Origin of the sequence: Methanoplanus endosymbiosus, assembly GCF_024662215.1 — an archaeon.
Classification (GTDB): Archaea; Halobacteriota; Methanomicrobia; order Methanomicrobiales; family Methanomicrobiaceae; genus Methanoplanus; species Methanoplanus endosymbiosus.
The window spans coordinates 803,578-819,507 of sequence record NZ_CP096115.1 but is presented as its reverse complement, the minus strand read 5'-3'; the positions used below and the strand labels follow the sequence as shown (position 1 = coordinate 819,507).

Genomic DNA, 15,930 nt, shown 5'->3' with positions numbered 1-15,930 from the left:
ATGGCAAGAACTCGAAAATCCCAAAAACGGCAGATAAACCCTTTAATACTGATCTTTTCAAGCGGAGAAACGGAAATTAATTACTTCAGGCTCAAAAAAGGTGATCTCAGGGGTAACCGGAATATCAGAATTGAGGCAGTACATTCTAACAGAAAAACTGCGGTAGATCTTGTCAGTTATGCGAAGCAGAATATAAAGGCAAGGGACTATAACAGGAACAAAAATGATAAAGTATTCCTGGTTATGGATCTTGATGATGCCAGAGACGGGGATATTAAATCGGCAATGAAGAAAATGCCTGAAAACATGAATCTCATCATCTCAAACCCGGACTTTGAATTCTGGTTTCTCCTGCATTACCGGTATTATCAGGATAATCCTGCCTGCCGGGAACCTATCGAAAAATTAAGACAATATGAAAGAAATTATGATAAACCGGATGTTGATAATATCTATAACTCTCTGAGGCTGAAAGAGAAAGACGCGATAAAAAATGCAGAACGGCTCAGAAAATTTCATGAAACTGAGAATCAGTGCCCGGATCTCCATTCTGTTTCAGTAAATCCATATACCAATGTGGATGAGCTGATCTCATTTCTGAATTCTTTGTAAACTACAGGTCATCATCAGAAATAATCCGGGATTATATCTGTTCCTATCCACATTTTTAAGGTATATCGTCAAGATAAATATATACACAGGTTATCAACCAAAAGATAATTTTACAGAAACTTAAATCTAAAACTAAGAATTACTTAAATTAAGGAAACACCCGATATATGACACGATTCATAATGACACCATCCGACATTGAACAGTTTATGACCTTCTCCGGCCTCACTAAAGAAGAAACCGGCGGTAAATTCACAGACGAAGAGATTGCCCGGCTGAACCGAAAAATTACCGATGCTGTCATAGCAGAAGAGCCGACTGATGTAAAGATAATCCCGGCAATAAAACGCAACAAAAGAATAATTCTGGATCAGATCGCCTGAAACTGCAATATTCATCCTGAAGATCTAAATAAAAATTTAGCAGAAGAAGAGAGTAAATATCTGCTATATTTTACCCGCGTCTTCTTTTGACAATCAGAAACGAACCTAAAATTCCGGCGATAACAGCAATCTCCGGAATAAATGACTCTTTTGCAGAACTGCTCTTTTTGCCGGAATCATCACCTGTTGCACTTTTATCCTTATACTTAAGCGAAATCCCGGTAATTCCGAATACCTCCCTCTCATCGCCTACCTTCTCACCGATAAGAGTCACCGGCCAGAAATCACCCGATTCATCAAACTTATGACCGTCCACCTCATTGGCAATGATATAACCTGTATCCCACATAATCTCAGAGGATGAAAACTCAGCCTTATCCCCGGTAATACCTTCAACAACAACGGTATAGGCATCACTCTCTGCAAGGGTCAGATTGTATGCCTTATTATCAACCTTATTCTCATCATGTGAACAGGCATCATCCACATATCCGGCAAAGAGATAAAGCGGCATTCCTGTCCATTCATGCCCCTCATCATCTGTATAACTCATCTTATGATTTTTGGCCCGCTCGCCGCAGGAGATACCCATCTCAAAACCCGGCCTTGTAATCTCAACATCAAAAAAACCATCCAGATCAAACGTCCAGTCCTTCTCAGTAGCCGGATAGATCTCGGCCTTATTCACATTCCTGACAGCCATTCCGGCAGCTGAAGGATATTCAGTGCCCGAACAGGAATAAAAACGCCAGTAGCTCCTCTTCATACACTCCTGCATATCCACATTGCCAAAGACAGTATCATCAGCGAGGAAGAAGAGTGCCGGTGCTCCCCGGAATTCCGGTGCAAAACCCTGCTTCTCACTCCACCATGCTAAAATTGCCGTTCCCTGCCGGGGCTTTGGCTCATAGATATTCTCATACATCAGATTGACGACATAACCGTCATCGGCAGTAAGCCTCAGTTCATCGCCCGGACTCATCCCGCCGACAAGACTGCATATATCAGAGATGGCAGTGCCCATCACAACCTCATCAACCTTCTCAAGGTTTTTATCTTCGCCCGGATTCCAGAGATCTCCGGTATCAAAGGTTGGTCCCTGGAATTTATAGTGGGTTTTTTCATCACCGTAAACTGCGAAATTATCCTTAAGCCACATACAGTCAGTTGTCGTCTCATTCACAACCGTTCTGCCATCCGTACCATACTTAATCACAGTTACCGGAATTTTATCATCCAATGCCCCTCCTGAGATAACACTGCCGTCAAGCGTAATATCCATAATATTGCCAATCACCATATCGTCAGTGACATCACTGCCTGTAAGCATAAGCGGAGCTATCTTAATATCGCCATACTGTGCCGGCAGCTGTTCACCATTCACCATATCAGCAATAATATACCCCTCATCAGTCACACCCGAAGATGACAACTGCCTGTCATGCCAGTCAGTGGCCCGAAAGACAAAAGTATAGCCATCTTCAGCAAGTGTATTATTAAATGTCTCAGGATCTGCATCATCAGCAAGCCCTGCAATATATGTGAGCGGAATTCCTGAGTACACATCCCCTGCACTGTCAGTATAATATGCCGGATGTTCAGCCTTTAAATTCTTAAAATCCGTCTCTGATATGACTTTGGTATCGCACCCGTACACCATCAGCGTCCATTTTTCTGCAATACCGGCATCTCTGAAACTTCCTGAAATCTCCTCTGCATATGCCGGAGATGAAAAGAGAATCATACCAATTGCAATTATCAGATAAATTAGATATTTCTTCGCCATAAAAACCTCACGTATAATATTAATTAAAAATCCGGATAAAAACCCTGAATGATCCCTTCAGGTAACATAACCCGGAACTAATTATGATCTCTGCATAAGAGACAATAATGTCTTTTGAATTGATCCTGAATGTTAACTGACTATAGTTAAACAGGCCTGCTCAGAAAAATGAGAAGATGAAATTATCCGGATGAAGGAACATGGTTAAGTGCAATGACCGGCCCTTCCTGAAGCGGCACATCCGGATAGTACTCCTTAAAGAAATTATAACAGTTCCAGAAGATCTGCATATCCTCCGGATTATCATAAAATGAAAGCTCAATGCAGAGCGCTGAGAGAACATAAGGGTTTTTTGGCGGCAAATTTATAACCTCCAAAATCCCGTCCCTGAAATCACAGGGACTGAAATGAAGCATCTTAATAAACAGTTCTGAGAGAATAAGGGATTCAGTATCTTTCAGGTGTTCAAAGATAACCGGCCCTGTGGCTATGCCAAACTCCATTGACTTTTTTATTGCAGATGCGTTAATGACGGGAATATAATATTCGTCAAAATTTCCAATGAATGACTCCGGATCTTTTAAATCCTGGATCTTATTCCGCATCTCATCAGCAAAGAGGTTATTTTCGGTTGCAGCCTTCTCTAAATCCATCTGCCCCTCAAGTCCATAGCACAGTTCATCATAAAAGAGCTCAAGAGGATTCATACTAAGCAGATTTTTCTGATCAAAGGTGATATAATCCTTGGGAAAGGCTCCATAATCCGGAATTGCATCAACTTCAATCGGGGCAAGGTTATAATATAACTCTTCCTCATCCTTAACAGTTATTTTAGATTCATCTCCAAAGAGCAGTCTTTTCGTGGGTTCATCCAGGTCCTGCTTATTATTGATTAAACTCTTGAGTTCATCTTCAAAAACTCTTATTTCTGCGGATTCCCTCATCTCGTCCCTGTCTTTCTTCATGCAGCATTTCTTGTATTTCTTCCCGCTTCCGCATGGGCAGGGGTCATTTCTGCCGGTTTTATTATTCATAATTCATACCCCGAATTAAACGAAATTATTACATAACTATACAGTTTCACAGTTAAATAAACTGGCATTACATAGAAGCCGGCCGGCAAACCAAAGGGGGACAATCATTCAGAACCGAAGCGCAAAAGATCTGTAATTATCTAAGGGATGCCACATGGGCGGTTTTACTATGAAATGCCTTATAACTGCACGTTTTTGTCCTGATTGTCATCAGATTTCCGGCGGAAAAACGGGCCGGCCGGGCTGTTACAGCATCATTCATAAAGGAAAAGTACATCTGATACTGAGTTGATAATAAGTGCCGGTTCACCATATCCGGTCCATCTAAAGGCAAAGTTAATAGAATCCGGCGGAAATAATATATTGTCGCCTGTGCATGACCTGAATTTAAAAAAGTCATTCATGAACCTGCGGGTTCATAGATGGTGGATGAAACAAATGTTTCATAGGAGTGAATCCTAAGCTTTGGATAAGATTAAGGATAATACGGTTCAGCTTTAAGGATTAAATGGTTAAGCCGGAGATCCCGGCTTTCATTGCCGGAATTGTAAGCTGTGATGGATGCGGGGTTCAGAAGATATATATTAATCAGGTTGAAATTCTATATGATAGTATCTTAAAACCTGACAGAAGCAGGTCTGAATCTGTAAATATTTGAAGCACCAGATATGTGGTGATGATGGGGAAAACTGATGAAACTATTAATTGTTGATGATAATAAAATGCTGGTTGAGATTTATACAACCGGACTTATGGAGAGGGGTTTTGAGGTTATACATTCTGTTTCGGGTTTTGATTGCCTCAATACCCTGAAGACCGAAGTTCCGGATGTGGTTCTGATGGATATCATGATGCCCGGCATGGATGGATGGGAGACTCTTATGCAGATCCGCTCTAATCCTGAGACAAAGAGTATTCCTGTTCTGATGCTCACAGCAAAGGCACTCACGATTGAGGACATCAATAGTTATGGTGAATATATTGACGGTTTTTTGATTAAGCCCTTCACTCTTAATGCCCTTTCTGAGCGTATTAATAATTTTTACAAAATCCGGCAGGAATATCTCTCTGCTGTCTCTAAGGCACATGAGATGTCCGGCGATTCTGATAAGGTGGATCAGTGGGCGGAGAATGGCCGGCAGTTTTACACCCTTAAAAATCTTGTAGGTGTCTTTGAGGAAGAATATGGCGATATATTAAAAGAAGGTGCAGTTTATACCGGCATGCCTGATATCCTCGATCAGATTATGGAGAAGTGCCTGACCCGGAGTAAGATATTTTATAGTCTTACTGATGAACTTGGACTCTCAGATCTGCTGACTGATGAGTTAAAAGATGCTTGTGTCTGCATGAGAAGAAATTAATTGGCAAATCCGGATTCATATTTAAATCCGGCCCCATCACCGCGTTAGCAGGGTGCGGGTCATCACTGATTTTTCAGACAGTGCTAATCAAAAGAAAAGTTATTTACTACATTATGATATATCATTAATATCTCATGTTCTGCACGAAATCTTTGAATGCTATAATGTATGCTTTTGAGAAATATCCGGATGCAGGACAGGACAGGATTGTAAATATTCCTTTTTTAATCGATCTCATCTCTTATAACCAGATTGGCACAACAATTCTGGATAATACATATCTCCGGATGCCATACGGCCCTGTATCTGCATATGCCTATAGTAAAATGGAGGAGTTGTTATCCGCAAATATGAGGTTAAAGAAGGTTTCCGGGGATGAATCCGGAGATGCCGCCTCTCTTCTTCAAAAAAGGCAGGATCTCAGCAGATTCAGCATATATGAGTATTATCTCCTGAATAAGGTCTTAAGTAAGGCCGGGGATATGGAATGTGAGGAGTTCTCAGATTATATCAACAGTTTTAATCTCTCTTCTGAGGCTGAAGGGCTTGGAACAATACCACTGAAGGAATTTTATCTCGATTCAGACGATGCAGGAAAACTCAGTTCTTTTGGTTTTTCACATATAACTGAGGAGCAGGAGTTTACCCGGAGTATCAATCTCTTCTCAAAAGAGGTCTCCGGTATGGGCCGGCCTGATAAGGTCCTTGTAAACTGGAAACTAAATGAGATCAGGGATAAATTTCCGGAATACTCCGGTGATCTCTTTTATGATATCTATCTTGACTGGGATGAGGCCTTCAGGCTGCTTGTTAAGGACTATCATGTCTTCGCCGATGTCTTAGGGCGGCAGTTCTGCGAAAACTATTGCATAACTACAAATGAATGCAGTTCTTCTGAATACAGCAGTCTTGTACAGTGTGCACATGATGATTACAGTTTAAAGATAAAGGAGATCTCTGATTTTCTGGCTGATGATGATAATTTCTCCAAAAAATTGCCCGGAAAAAATTCAGATAAAGCTTTTATTGAACTGATAAAGTCCTGTAATAATTCCCTGAATGTAACAAAACTGAAGATGGATACACCTTCTGACGGCAGTCTGCTTCTATAAGTCAGATAAAGCCGGGCAGTTATCGTTCACGGCTGCTGTCGGACTGTCATGATTTCGTAATGTCATTTGTGTTCATTACCGGAAAGTTTGCCGTTGCCTGTGCACAGCTCCTGGGTCTGTGTACCTTAAACTGTTCTTCTGACTGTAAATTCCGGCAGGGAAAAGAGGAAGAATAATATGGATAATAATGAAATAAATGATAATATGGCTGGTGAAGATATGGCAGAGAGTACAGATAATACGGATATAAATAATGATGTCTCCGGTGAAGATATGACTGAGAGTACAGATAATACAGATATAAATAATGATGTCTCCGGTGAAGATATGACTGAGAGTACAGATAATACGGATATAAATAATGATGTCTCCGGTGAGGGAGAGTGTGAAGACCTGAAATTTGCGCTTGAAAATTCAGTTCTGCTTGTTTTGGGGGCTAATAAGAAGAAAATATCCCTGCTTTTGCTTGAGAAGATATTTTTTGTCCTGAAGCTTAAGGGTATCTCCGGATATACTGAATCTGAGTTCCATTCGCATGTAATGGGTGAATATTCTGATCAGCTCGAAGATGCGGTGATGAACCCGGAGTATCTGAAAGGTGCATGGGAGTACACTTCTCCGGCGATGGATGACCATTACAGCGGCGGGCATATCGTCCTGACAGCATCCGGCAAAGAAATGTATAATGAGAGTATTCACACAGGCACAGATGAGGACTTTAAAGGATATCTGAAGAATATCCGGGCTGTCAGAAAAGCATATAATGAATATTCCGATGCCGGGATGCTTATGTTATCGTATAATGCCTTCCCCGAATATGCGGAGAGGTCTGATCTCTATGACGAAATATACGGCAAAAGGGAAGTTATAGCCAAAAAGCTGCTGAAAAAGGGCAGGATTGACAAAGAGAGATACAGAGAGCTTGCAGTTGATGAATGGCACAGATGGCAGGATTAATCCGGCCTGCTGTTAATTCCGGCCGGAAATCTGCTGCGGGCGGCCTGGTAATTTTTCCGGGAAAACGCCGGTGAATATCTGATCTCCGGAGACAGGCAGATGCCGGACTGGCAGGGGCAGTTTTAAAAATATCTGTTGCTATTTGATAGTTTTAAATAAATCTGCATACAATATCTATAGATATTCATGGAATTTGTATTCAATAAGGAAGGGGAAAACAAGCTTCTGAACCGCACAGAGCTTGAATTCGTAATTAATTACGAGGGTGCGACACCTTCGAGAAAAGAGATACTCGGTAAACTCTGTGCACTGCGCAATGTTCCGGTTGAAAACTGCGTCATTGATTCACTCAAAAGCGAATTTGGTAAGCAGGAAATCCTCGCAAAGGCACGCATTTATGCAGATGCAGAGATGCTGAAGGCAACTGAGCTTGATTATCTGGTGAAGCGCAACTCACCTGAAGTTAAGGCAGAAGAGGAGGCCTGATTCTAATGGTGAGCCGCTACAAGTATTACAATGTTGAGGGCGACAAGGCAGAAGTGCAGAAGAAGAACTGCCCACGCTGCGGAGCCGGAGTCTATATGGCTCAGCATAAAGATCGTGTCTCCTGCGGTAAGTGCGGGTACACTGAATTCAACAACTAAAAAATATTTAATCAGGATTTTATCTGATAGTTCAGTGATTAATCCTGTGTCCTTTTAAATTTAAAAGTCTGTTATAATTTCATTTCCGGAAGAGAGATACTATGGATCTCTTCTGCCTTCATTGAGGCAGGTTTCCGGTGAGGAAATATATTTTTTCAAATGCCCGTATGTGTGAGAATTCACAACAAACGGTTTTTACTATGTTTACATGGATGTGGGTTCTCGCATAACCTATGCGGGGTTTGAATCATTCAGCAATAAAGAGGATTTCTGAGGTCTTTTTGTTTGAGAGGGCGTATCTGTAATCCGTATTTCTGACCTCACAGACACTTCCTTTATATTTATTCAGCAGATTTCTTATCTCATCTTCTGTAGGTATGCCGTCACTTCTGTATGAGATGATAAGCACTGAGTCCTTATATTTCCGGATTAAATCTTCAAAAGCACCGTAGATTCTCTTTTTGTCTGCCCAGACGTTCTCTCCTCTTCCGTCTATCGGGAGATGTTTATATCTCTTCAGTATTTTATTTTCCCAGGTCTCATAGTCTGTCATGCCTTCGAGAAAGTGATAGAAGTCTATATAGTCAACGCCCACACCTTTGGAGGATATGTATGGTGTGTCGATATATATGAGGTCATAATTGTTTTCCGGAATTTTTTGTGCGTCACAGTTTATGGATCTGCACGGCTTTTTATTGCTGAATACTGCATTATTTGCTTCTGTTATGAATTTTATGAATAGTTCTTCAAATGGTCTGTCCCATGTTGTTTTGTTGCCAAAACTACGCTTTACGTCTGATGTTCTGACATTGAGGTTTGCCCGGTGGAAGAGATTGTACGGCCTTTTTATTATACATGACTGAAACAGGGCAAAATATGCAAGGGACTGTTTATATTCGCCGTCAAGGTGGCTGATATTTTTAATCACCATATCCAGCCAGGCATTCTCAGCGTCAAGGTAAAATATATCCCTGAAATTCTCCTGAATAAAAGCTGGATATTCTCTCTTCTCATCCTTTCTGAGCAGAATTTCAATATCCGGGCCGGTCAGTGTTATATTATCATTTTCAATCAGTGCCTTTCCGATTATATGATTGAATTTCAGGATGTCGTTGTATGTGACAGTCTTATCCTTTCTCTTCAGCATATGGGATATGCAGCCTGTACCGCCGAATGCGTCAAGTACGGTATCAAATTCTATGTCTTTTATGCTCTCCCAGATCCATCCGGAAATCTTTGCCTTTGATCCCTGGTATCGGGTGGCTGGGAATGGATGGTTCTTCCTGCAATTATTATTCATGGGTAAATTATTATTGTGATCATCATGATGGTAATTATTATTGTTGCACAAATCTCTGTTTTCCTCTTCGGAATTTCTAAAATCTACCGGAATCTCAGAATATTCTGAGTTTGTGAGGTGATGATCTTCTCCGGCATCTGTAATCTGCTGCTGTTTTGAGGCTGACATAGAAGAAAAAAACTGTCTGTTATGTATGTATCAGAACCTCTTATTTTTATTCATTTCAGAGAAAAATTGCCGGATTGCCGGATTTTTGGGAGTAATGTCATCTCCTGCCGGATCTCATGTCTGCTTTTATTTCCGGAAATGACCTGAATTTTTCAGTTATCAAAACTTTAGGTTTATTATTATTAAGTGGCAATGTTATAACAGATTGCTGACAGTAAGAGGTCGTTATCATATGTTTTTTGATGAAGATGAAGAAGAATTTGAGGCTGAAGCTACTCTTGAGAGTTTTATCCTCGTTATGCTTGGGCTAAGTGATAAGAGGATGTCATATACAGTATTTGAAAAGATGCTCTTTAATGCTTATAACAGTGGTCTTTCAGTATATTTTGAGAAGAGATTTCTCCCTTCAGAACTTGGTGCAGCCTCTGAAGATGTCAGGCGGGCGGTTGAAGATCCAATCTTTAACGATGAGGAGTTCAGATACACAAAACCTGAAGAAGATGACAGACTAAGCGGTGGCTATGTTGGACTGACAGAGTACGGCAGAGATATTGCAGGGCAGATCATTGTAAAAATGAAACTTGATCCGGAGACAATAACCAAGTACATTGTGATGAAAAAATTGGTGGCTGAGCACAGTAATATAACAGATGAAGAAATTCTGCTCTTAAATTTCCGGAAATTCCCGAAATTGGTGATCAGGTCTGAGATCTATGATGATATATATGACCGAAGAGTGGAAATTGCGGGGAGTCTGCTGAAAAAAGAGATCATCTCAAAGGGCACTTACAATACACTTGTAAAAAAGAAGTGGCATATGGATAAGGCATACGGGAAGGGTAAGAAGAGCTAAATTCCTATACCTTTTTATCATTTCTTTAATCTTATCTTCTGAGGGTATGCCGTCACTTCTGTAAGAGATGGCAGGTGATGAATATCTGTATTTCCGGAAGATAAAGAATTAATCTTTAGTTCTCATTCCGGTTTGATTTCAGACCTGAGCTGAGTTATCTTATCCGGAGAAAGTCCGGTTGCCTTATTTATAATCTCATTGTCCATTCCAAGTAATATCAGGTTCTTCGCAGTATTAATGCGTTCTTTGATGGCTCCTTCCTCTCTTCCTTCTTTCTTAGCCGCTTCTATCTTGAGATCAACCTCAATTATCTGAGTTATCCTCTCCTCGTATAATCGCCTGTTCTCCTCGTCATCACTCATCTCAATTAAACGATTATATGCCTTTGAAATCTTTGGTTCAGCTTTAGCGGCCATTTTTAACTCCTCCTCTGTTCCTGCGTTCAGAAACATTAACCAGGGTATTTCAGGATTATTCTTATGTTGACTTATTATATTATTAAGTTTTGGTAGTTCTACAATATGCACTTCCAAAACATCTGTCAGTTCTATCTCATTTTTCCGGTCATAAAACCTGTACGTTGTGTGCATCTGTTCAACCTCAAAGAGGATATAATCAAGAATTACCAAAGAGATGGTCCTCTTAAGCACGCGGTAATCTTCACCGGATGATATCTGTGAGGCATACAGTCTTGATTGGTAAAAGAGCACCCTCTCCTTAATTGCCGGATGATCACTCAGCTGAATCTCAACATCCACCTGAACTTCTGTATCCAGCACAATTCTGATGTCGAGAATTCCCGTTTTATCCCCTGCCACCTGTTTCAGGAGAAATGGATCTTTAATAGTTATGTCTTTGACCGGAATTTTGAGCATGGCACGCAGGAAAGATATTGTTATTTCTTTGTTCTTCTCATCCCCAAAGAGCAGCCTGAAGGCAAAGTCATTCTTTGGAGACATTATAAAAGAACCGTCTGCCGTGGTTATTTCAGGTGGAAAGTTACGTTTTGTCATGATAAAAATCCAGGATAACAATATCTGACTGTTATTTATATATTTACTTGTTTTCTCTTCCGGATTTCCAGGCTGGCATTGTCATGTAAACCCAGGTGTCAATGCCAAAGATTATTTTTGTAATCCTGCTCTTGTATGAACTCTGCACCTTAAACCCAAGTCTCTTATATAACTTCTCTGCCGGATTTCCGGATGCGAAATACAGCGTAAACTCCTCAAAGCCGTTTTTTTCTGCATAATTTCCGGCATGCCTGATAAGGGCCGAGGCAATTCCCTTTCCCCTGAATTCACTTCCGGTGGCGAGGAATTCTATATAGCATTCCTCCGGTCTTATTTTTCTGACAGGAATATAAAATTAAAAGAGGTCTTTTGTGTTCCGGAAGTCCTCTTCTAAACTTAGAATAAAACATATGTATTGTATGCCTGGATGATCAGAAGATATGTTCTAAAAAATATATGTTGATGTACTCTTTAAAAATCCCGGTATATATTCTTCCTGTGCCTTATATAATATATTATAACCGAGTTTTGTTCATGTATTACGGTGTATATTATTCGGTAATCTCCTGAACGAATACGGTAATAATTGTCAGAACCGGCTATTTTCACAGAATCTGAGGGTATAGGTTCTATAGATAATTTACCTATTCGTGAAAAGATGGAATCATAATATATTTTACTGATTTTATTAAGATCTCTTTTAATTCCGTCTTTATATCCAATAGAATACGGAATCATGTCTTATTTTCCAATTCTTCTCTTCAGTTCATTGATGTCAATGGTTTCTTCATTTTTCCTTTCCGCAATAACAGCAAGATCGTGTAAATCCTCCTGCATCTTTTGATACTCTGAAAATGGAAGAATTACAGATATTTTATTGCCATTTTCATCTACAATATACTGCTCTGAACAGGATGTCATTTTAAAGCTCCCAATGTGATTATATCTGATTTTAAACTTCTTAATTCTATTCATCCGGATAATAATATCATGTAGTTATCATAAATAAACAAAATCTGTTTGCTTTCTGTAATGGTTATTTCCGGTAACCTAATGTCTCATTTTTCTCTTCCGGATTTCCAGGCTGGCATTGTCATGTAAACCCAGGTGTCAATGCCGAAGATTATTTTTGTAATCCTGCTCTTGTATGAACTCTGCACCTTAAACCCAAGTCTCTCGTAGAGTTTTTGTGCCGGATTTCCGGATGCCACATACAGCGTAAACTCCTCAAAGCCACCTTTTTCTGCATAATTTCCGGCATGGCGGATGAGTGCCGTAGCAATTCCCTTTCCCCTGAATTCACTTCCGGTGGCGATAAATTCTATATAGCATTCCTCCGGCCTTACGCTCTCAACCAGCACTGAAAATCCGAAGAGCAGTTTTAAGGTCCTGATAATGCCGTGTTTTTTCGCGACCTGCCAATAGTTCACATCCTCTGCCGGCCTGTTCTGTCCTGTAAACTTCAGCAGGACTGCACCGGCGATTTCTCCCTTGTATTCGGCAATGAAATATCCGTCAATTGGCCTGTCCGGGAATATCTCTGCGTCTTCTGCAAGCCGGAGAGCCTTCTCCTCAGACAGCCCGGTCAGTGAATGGACCTTGCTGAAGAAGGACTGTGCAAGTATCCGGTTCACTGCCGGAGAGTCACTCTCTTCAAACGGGCGGATCGTTATCGGGCTACTGTTAATTAACATCTTATGCAATGTCCTCTCCTTTAAGTAATATTTCTGTAAACTTCCGGTACATATTATCTTCTGTTCTCATTTCGTAAGCATCCGGTAGAAGAGCATGGGATTTATATATCCGGCAGATATTGACAGATCACATGCCGGATATTGCGGGTATTTTCAGATATTCATATAAGTTGATGCCTTGCAAGATCCGAGAATATACCACCCTTCTGAATCAGTTCCTCATAAGTGCCCGCCTCGGCAATTTTCCCTTTATCAAGGACATAAATCCGGTCAGCACCCTTTATACTCGACAACCGGTGGGCAATTACAATCCGTGTCAGATTGAGCTGCTTTAAGCTCTCCATGACCTTTTTCTGAGTGGTATTATCAAGTGCACTTGTCGCTTCATCCAGGAACATAATTCCGGGCCTAAAAGCTATGGCACGTGCAATCAGGATCCGCTGCTTCTGTCCTCCTGAAATATTTCCCGATCCCTCACTGATAATGGTGTGCATCTGCATAGGCATCTCCCTTATGTCCTCATCTATACCTGCCATTTCAGCAGCCTCCCAGGCCTCTTCCATTGAAATTGATCGCGATCCGGCAATATTATTCAGGATACTGTCTGACATCAGGCTTTCATCCTGGATAACGACTCCAATCTGTTTTCTGACCTCACGTACATTTAGATTGGCAAGCCTTTTTTGGTCATATACTACAGACCCTAAAAACGGTCTTTCAAACCCAAGTAGTATTCTGAGCAGGGTGGATTTGCCACTGCCGGACTGACCGACTATTGCCACGAACTCACCGGGATTGACAGATATGGAGACATCATCAAGAATAAGCGGACTATTCTGTGAATATCTGAAACTGACATGGTTCAGTTCCACAGCACCTGAGAGTACTCCCGGTGAAATATGACCGCTGTTCACCTCAGTCTCTGAAGTGATAATGGGTTTTATCCAGTCCCACATTGGCCTGACATTCCACATCATAACCGATGCCTCGGCAAGACCGGTAAATGCTACGGAAAATGCCCCGACCGCAGCATAAAACGCAAGGAACCAGCCGTGATCCTGATCAGGATGTACAACAGAAAGAGCACTGCCGGTAAGGGCAAAGACCAGTATCGTCAGAAGACCGGGCCAGAAAACAGTCAATACCCGGATATAGGCATTGCAGGTGCTGACCTTTAGTTTATAGTCCATCTGCTTTTTAAATTCCTTCTCCCACCAGACATATGCCCGGTTCTGTGCTCCGGCAGCAGTTATCTTTGTAATTCCTGATAGTATCTGAAATGATACTCCTCCAAGATGCCCCCGCAGATCAAGCATTCTCTGTCTGTATCTGACACTGATATAACCAATTGCCACAGTTAAAAGGAAGAACCCACCAACGAGAAGAACTGAATACAGGGCAACATCAGGGTATATGGCAAACATAAGTATGATATTAAAGACCGAGAATACAGCCCCGAATAACACCGTAACTGTAACGCCGGAGATGAGTTCTCTTATCTCATCAACAATTCCTGCTCTTAAAGCAAGATCTCCGGAGTTATAGTTCCGGAAAAAAGACGGCGGCAGTTTTAACAGCCTGTCCCATACCGCTCCTTCAAATACACTGCCGATCCGCCCTTCCATCCGTATGGTTGCGATCTCCCGTGCCAGCTGAAAGAGTGCAGACGAGATCACACTCATAAAGAGTACAAGAATTATCGCCTGAAACAGAGGATAGTCATGGTGCGGTATTGCATTATTAAAAACAAGTCCGGTTGCAAGAGGTATTGCAGTGGTTAAAACTCCTGCAATCATTCCAAAGACCAGTAAAAACAGAATATCCCGCTTCCAGACAGCCCTGTACAGAAACATAAAAATGTCTGTAAAAGAAAGCTTCCGGTCCGGAAATGTAGGGTACAGCATATAAGCGGTTGGAGAAAGGGCTATATTTCCTGCCTCATGGTTCTTCGCCACCGGATCATTGCCGGAGTAGAGAGTATAGCGTCCCGGTCTGTCTGCAATAGCCGCAAGCATGGTCCCGTCCTCTGTAGTCACAAGAAGTGGTCCGCAATCTTCTTTCCACCACTTATATGTGAGTCCTACCCTTCGTATCCTGACACCGGAATGTTCAGCCATCCGGATAAGCTCGGTGAATACCTCCTTTTCATCTTTGACCGGTGCATGCTGCTTAGGAGGGGAACAATCCTCATCCGGTATGCCAATTTCCCTTAAAACCCGTGAAAAAGCCGGCCAGAGTGGATTATTGCTTCCCTCCGGTTCAGAGGACTTATGAATAATACGCTCATTGATCTCCTCCTCCTGTGTAATCCAGGCATTAATCCGTTTCTCTTCGTCATTCAGATATTTTTTGCTTCTGGCAGTAACCCTTGAGAGCATCCATTCCCTGCAGGTGCTGTTAAATAGCGTGATGTCAATATTTATCGTCTCTGTTTCAGGAAGCAGTATCTCCAGTGAAACATCAGATGCTGCATACAGTACCGTGTTGCTCAGAACCGGAAATATACCTGTTTCATCTGTGAATGTCATATCCGAGATTGTATCCCGGAGTGTTCCCTTAGTAACCCTGCATAAAAGGAAGGGTTCTTCCATTAAGTTAAATCTGATCTGCTGCCCTTCTGTTATCTCTTTTATTCCGGATTTCAAAGAAATATGGCCCGGATATGACTGTTTATTATCTGTCAGAAGGGGGTGGCCGATCCATTCAGCCCATCTCCGGAGAGTATCTTCACTGGGAGCATCTAAATTCTCTATGTCAGTCTCTTCTATCTCTGAATATGTCTGGAAAACTGCTGTCAGACCCACATTTCCGGGAATAAATCCAAAAACCGACTCTCCCGGTTCAAGATAAAGACCTGGCAGGTGCCTTCCCCATGAATTGCTATAATGTTGTGTGATATAGACGATGAGGCTGCCTTTTACAACACGGTAGCAGACTGACGGATTGGAAAAAACTACCTCTTCGCCGGTTTTGTATTTATTTACCGCATCTGATTCTGAGTTCATCCGGG

18 protein-coding genes are annotated in these 15,930 nt (G+C 41.5%); 9 read left to right on the top strand and 9 right to left on the bottom strand.

The window, feature by feature from the left end:
- Positions 1–612 (top strand): RloB family protein, encoded by a 612-nt coding sequence (locus L6E24_RS03380; RefSeq protein WP_257743314.1) that lies wholly within the window; start codon positions 1–3, stop codon positions 610–612.
- A gap of 167 nt (positions 613–779) precedes the next feature.
- Positions 780–995, top strand: a complete 216-nt coding sequence (locus L6E24_RS03375) for a hypothetical protein (protein ID WP_257743313.1) — start codon at positions 780–782, stop codon at positions 993–995.
- Positions 996–1,065: 70 nt separating this feature from the next.
- Here L6E24_RS03375 and L6E24_RS03370 read toward each other — a convergent pair whose 3' ends face one another.
- Both L6E24_RS03370 and L6E24_RS03365 read right to left on the bottom strand, forming a co-directional pair.
- A complete protein-coding gene (locus L6E24_RS03370) occupies positions 1,066–2,781 on the bottom strand; it encodes a hypothetical protein (protein WP_257743312.1) in 1,716 nt (571 codons plus the stop codon).
- A gap of 182 nt (positions 2,782–2,963) precedes the next feature.
- Positions 2,964–3,815, bottom strand: coding sequence for a YecA family protein (locus L6E24_RS03365; protein WP_257743311.1), 852 nt, complete (start codon positions 3,813–3,815; stop codon positions 2,964–2,966).
- Between the two features lie 508 nt (positions 3,816–4,323).
- On the opposite strand from L6E24_RS03365, the gene L6E24_RS03360 reads away from it, so the two are divergent.
- The 6 genes from L6E24_RS03360 to L6E24_RS03335 all read left to right on the top strand — a co-directional run bounded on the left by L6E24_RS03360 (position 4,324) and on the right by L6E24_RS03335 (position 7,892).
- Positions 4,324–4,473, top strand: a complete 150-nt coding sequence (locus L6E24_RS03360; protein WP_257743310.1) for a hypothetical protein — start codon at positions 4,324–4,326, stop codon at positions 4,471–4,473.
- Between the two features lie 34 nt (positions 4,474–4,507).
- Entirely contained in the window at positions 4,508–5,179 is a 672-nt protein-coding gene (locus L6E24_RS03355; protein WP_257743309.1) for a response regulator, read from the top strand.
- A 152-nt stretch (positions 5,180–5,331) separates the two neighbouring features.
- Positions 5,332–6,291 carry a type II toxin-antitoxin system antitoxin SocA domain-containing protein gene (locus tag L6E24_RS03350; protein WP_257743308.1) on the top strand — a complete coding sequence of 320 codons (960 nt, stop codon included), beginning with the start codon at positions 5,332–5,334 and terminating at the stop codon, positions 6,289–6,291.
- Between the two features lie 177 nt (positions 6,292–6,468).
- Positions 6,469–7,248, top strand: a complete 780-nt coding sequence (locus L6E24_RS03345; RefSeq protein ID WP_257743307.1) for a hypothetical protein — start codon at positions 6,469–6,471, stop codon at positions 7,246–7,248.
- Between the two features lie 186 nt (positions 7,249–7,434).
- Positions 7,435–7,734, top strand: a complete 300-nt coding sequence (locus L6E24_RS03340) for a 30S ribosomal protein S24e (RefSeq protein WP_257743306.1) — start codon at positions 7,435–7,437, stop codon at positions 7,732–7,734.
- Between the two features lie 5 nt (positions 7,735–7,739).
- Positions 7,740–7,892, top strand: a complete 153-nt coding sequence (locus L6E24_RS03335) for a 30S ribosomal protein S27ae (RefSeq protein WP_257743305.1) — start codon at positions 7,740–7,742, stop codon at positions 7,890–7,892.
- 247 nt (positions 7,893–8,139) lie between these two features.
- Here L6E24_RS03335 and L6E24_RS03330 read toward each other — a convergent pair whose 3' ends face one another.
- Positions 8,140–9,360, bottom strand: coding sequence for a DNA adenine methylase (locus L6E24_RS03330; protein WP_257743304.1), 1,221 nt, complete (start codon positions 9,358–9,360; stop codon positions 8,140–8,142).
- A 232-nt stretch (positions 9,361–9,592) separates the two neighbouring features.
- On the opposite strand from L6E24_RS03330, the gene L6E24_RS03325 reads away from it, so the two are divergent.
- Positions 9,593–10,213: a hypothetical protein gene (locus L6E24_RS03325; protein WP_257743303.1), complete on the top strand. Its 621-nt coding sequence runs from the start codon at positions 9,593–9,595 to the stop codon at positions 10,211–10,213.
- Between the two features lie 122 nt (positions 10,214–10,335).
- Here L6E24_RS03325 and L6E24_RS03320 read toward each other — a convergent pair whose 3' ends face one another.
- The 6 genes from L6E24_RS03320 to L6E24_RS03300 all read right to left on the bottom strand — a co-directional run bounded on the left by L6E24_RS03320 (position 10,336) and on the right by L6E24_RS03300 (position 15,925).
- The gene (locus L6E24_RS03320) at positions 10,336–11,226 is read right to left on the bottom strand and encodes an Rpn family recombination-promoting nuclease/putative transposase (protein ID WP_257743302.1); all 891 of its coding nucleotides are present in this window, start codon (positions 11,224–11,226) and stop codon (positions 10,336–10,338) included.
- Between the two features lie 43 nt (positions 11,227–11,269).
- Positions 11,270–11,539 (bottom strand): GNAT family N-acetyltransferase, encoded by a 270-nt coding sequence (locus L6E24_RS14750; protein WP_373021256.1) that lies wholly within the window; start codon positions 11,537–11,539, stop codon positions 11,270–11,272.
- Positions 11,540–11,697: 158 nt separating this feature from the next.
- The gene (locus tag L6E24_RS14745) at positions 11,698–11,964 is read right to left on the bottom strand and encodes a type II toxin-antitoxin system RelE family toxin (RefSeq protein ID WP_373021176.1); all 267 of its coding nucleotides are present in this window, start codon (positions 11,962–11,964) and stop codon (positions 11,698–11,700) included.
- Positions 11,965–11,967: 3 nt separating this feature from the next.
- Complete coding sequence (locus L6E24_RS03310) at positions 11,968–12,147, bottom strand: RelB antitoxin-like protein (protein WP_257743300.1); 180 nt, start codon at positions 12,145–12,147, stop codon at positions 11,968–11,970.
- Positions 12,148–12,284: 137 nt separating this feature from the next.
- Positions 12,285–12,920, bottom strand: a complete 636-nt coding sequence (locus L6E24_RS03305; RefSeq protein ID WP_257743299.1) for a GNAT family N-acetyltransferase — start codon at positions 12,918–12,920, stop codon at positions 12,285–12,287.
- A gap of 161 nt (positions 12,921–13,081) precedes the next feature.
- Entirely contained in the window at positions 13,082–15,925 is a 2,844-nt protein-coding gene (locus L6E24_RS03300; protein ID WP_257743298.1) for an NHLP bacteriocin export ABC transporter permease/ATPase subunit, read from the bottom strand.
- Positions 15,926–15,930 lie beyond the last annotated feature (5 nt).

Bases quoted from the DNA above. Each gene is read 5' to 3' on its own strand.
- L6E24_RS03320 (WP_257743302.1), bottom strand. From the start codon at position 11,226: ATGACAAAACGTAACTTTCCACCTGAAATAACCACGGCAGACGGTTCT.
- L6E24_RS03360 (WP_257743310.1), top strand. From the start codon at position 4,324: ATGGTTAAGCCGGAGATCCCGGCTTTCATTGCCGGAATTGTAAGCTGT.
- L6E24_RS03335 (WP_257743305.1), top strand. From the start codon at position 7,740: ATGGTGAGCCGCTACAAGTATTACAATGTTGAGGGCGACAAGGCAGAA.
- L6E24_RS14745 (WP_373021176.1), bottom strand. From the start codon at position 11,964: ATGATTCCGTATTCTATTGGATATAAAGACGGAATTAAAAGAGATCTT.
- L6E24_RS03370 (WP_257743312.1), bottom strand. From the start codon at position 2,781: ATGGCGAAGAAATATCTAATTTATCTGATAATTGCAATTGGTATGATT.
- L6E24_RS03310 (WP_257743300.1), bottom strand. From the start codon at position 12,147: ATGACATCCTGTTCAGAGCAGTATATTGTAGATGAAAATGGCAATAAA.
- L6E24_RS03305 (WP_257743299.1), bottom strand. From the start codon at position 12,920: ATGTTAATTAACAGTAGCCCGATAACGATCCGCCCGTTTGAAGAGAGT.
- L6E24_RS03380 (WP_257743314.1), top strand. From the start codon at position 1: ATGGCAAGAACTCGAAAATCCCAAAAACGGCAGATAAACCCTTTAATA.
- L6E24_RS03375 (WP_257743313.1), top strand. From the start codon at position 780: ATGACACGATTCATAATGACACCATCCGACATTGAACAGTTTATGACC.
- L6E24_RS03365 (WP_257743311.1), bottom strand. From the start codon at position 3,815: ATGAATAATAAAACCGGCAGAAATGACCCCTGCCCATGCGGAAGCGGG.
- L6E24_RS03330 (WP_257743304.1), bottom strand. From the start codon at position 9,360: ATGTCAGCCTCAAAACAGCAGCAGATTACAGATGCCGGAGAAGATCAT.
- L6E24_RS03340 (WP_257743306.1), top strand. From the start codon at position 7,435: ATGGAATTTGTATTCAATAAGGAAGGGGAAAACAAGCTTCTGAACCGC.
- L6E24_RS03325 (WP_257743303.1), top strand. From the start codon at position 9,593: ATGTTTTTTGATGAAGATGAAGAAGAATTTGAGGCTGAAGCTACTCTT.
- L6E24_RS03300 (WP_257743298.1), bottom strand. From the start codon at position 15,925: ATGAACTCAGAATCAGATGCGGTAAATAAATACAAAACCGGCGAAGAG.
- L6E24_RS03345 (WP_257743307.1), top strand. From the start codon at position 6,469: ATGGATAATAATGAAATAAATGATAATATGGCTGGTGAAGATATGGCA.
- L6E24_RS03355 (WP_257743309.1), top strand. From the start codon at position 4,508: ATGAAACTATTAATTGTTGATGATAATAAAATGCTGGTTGAGATTTAT.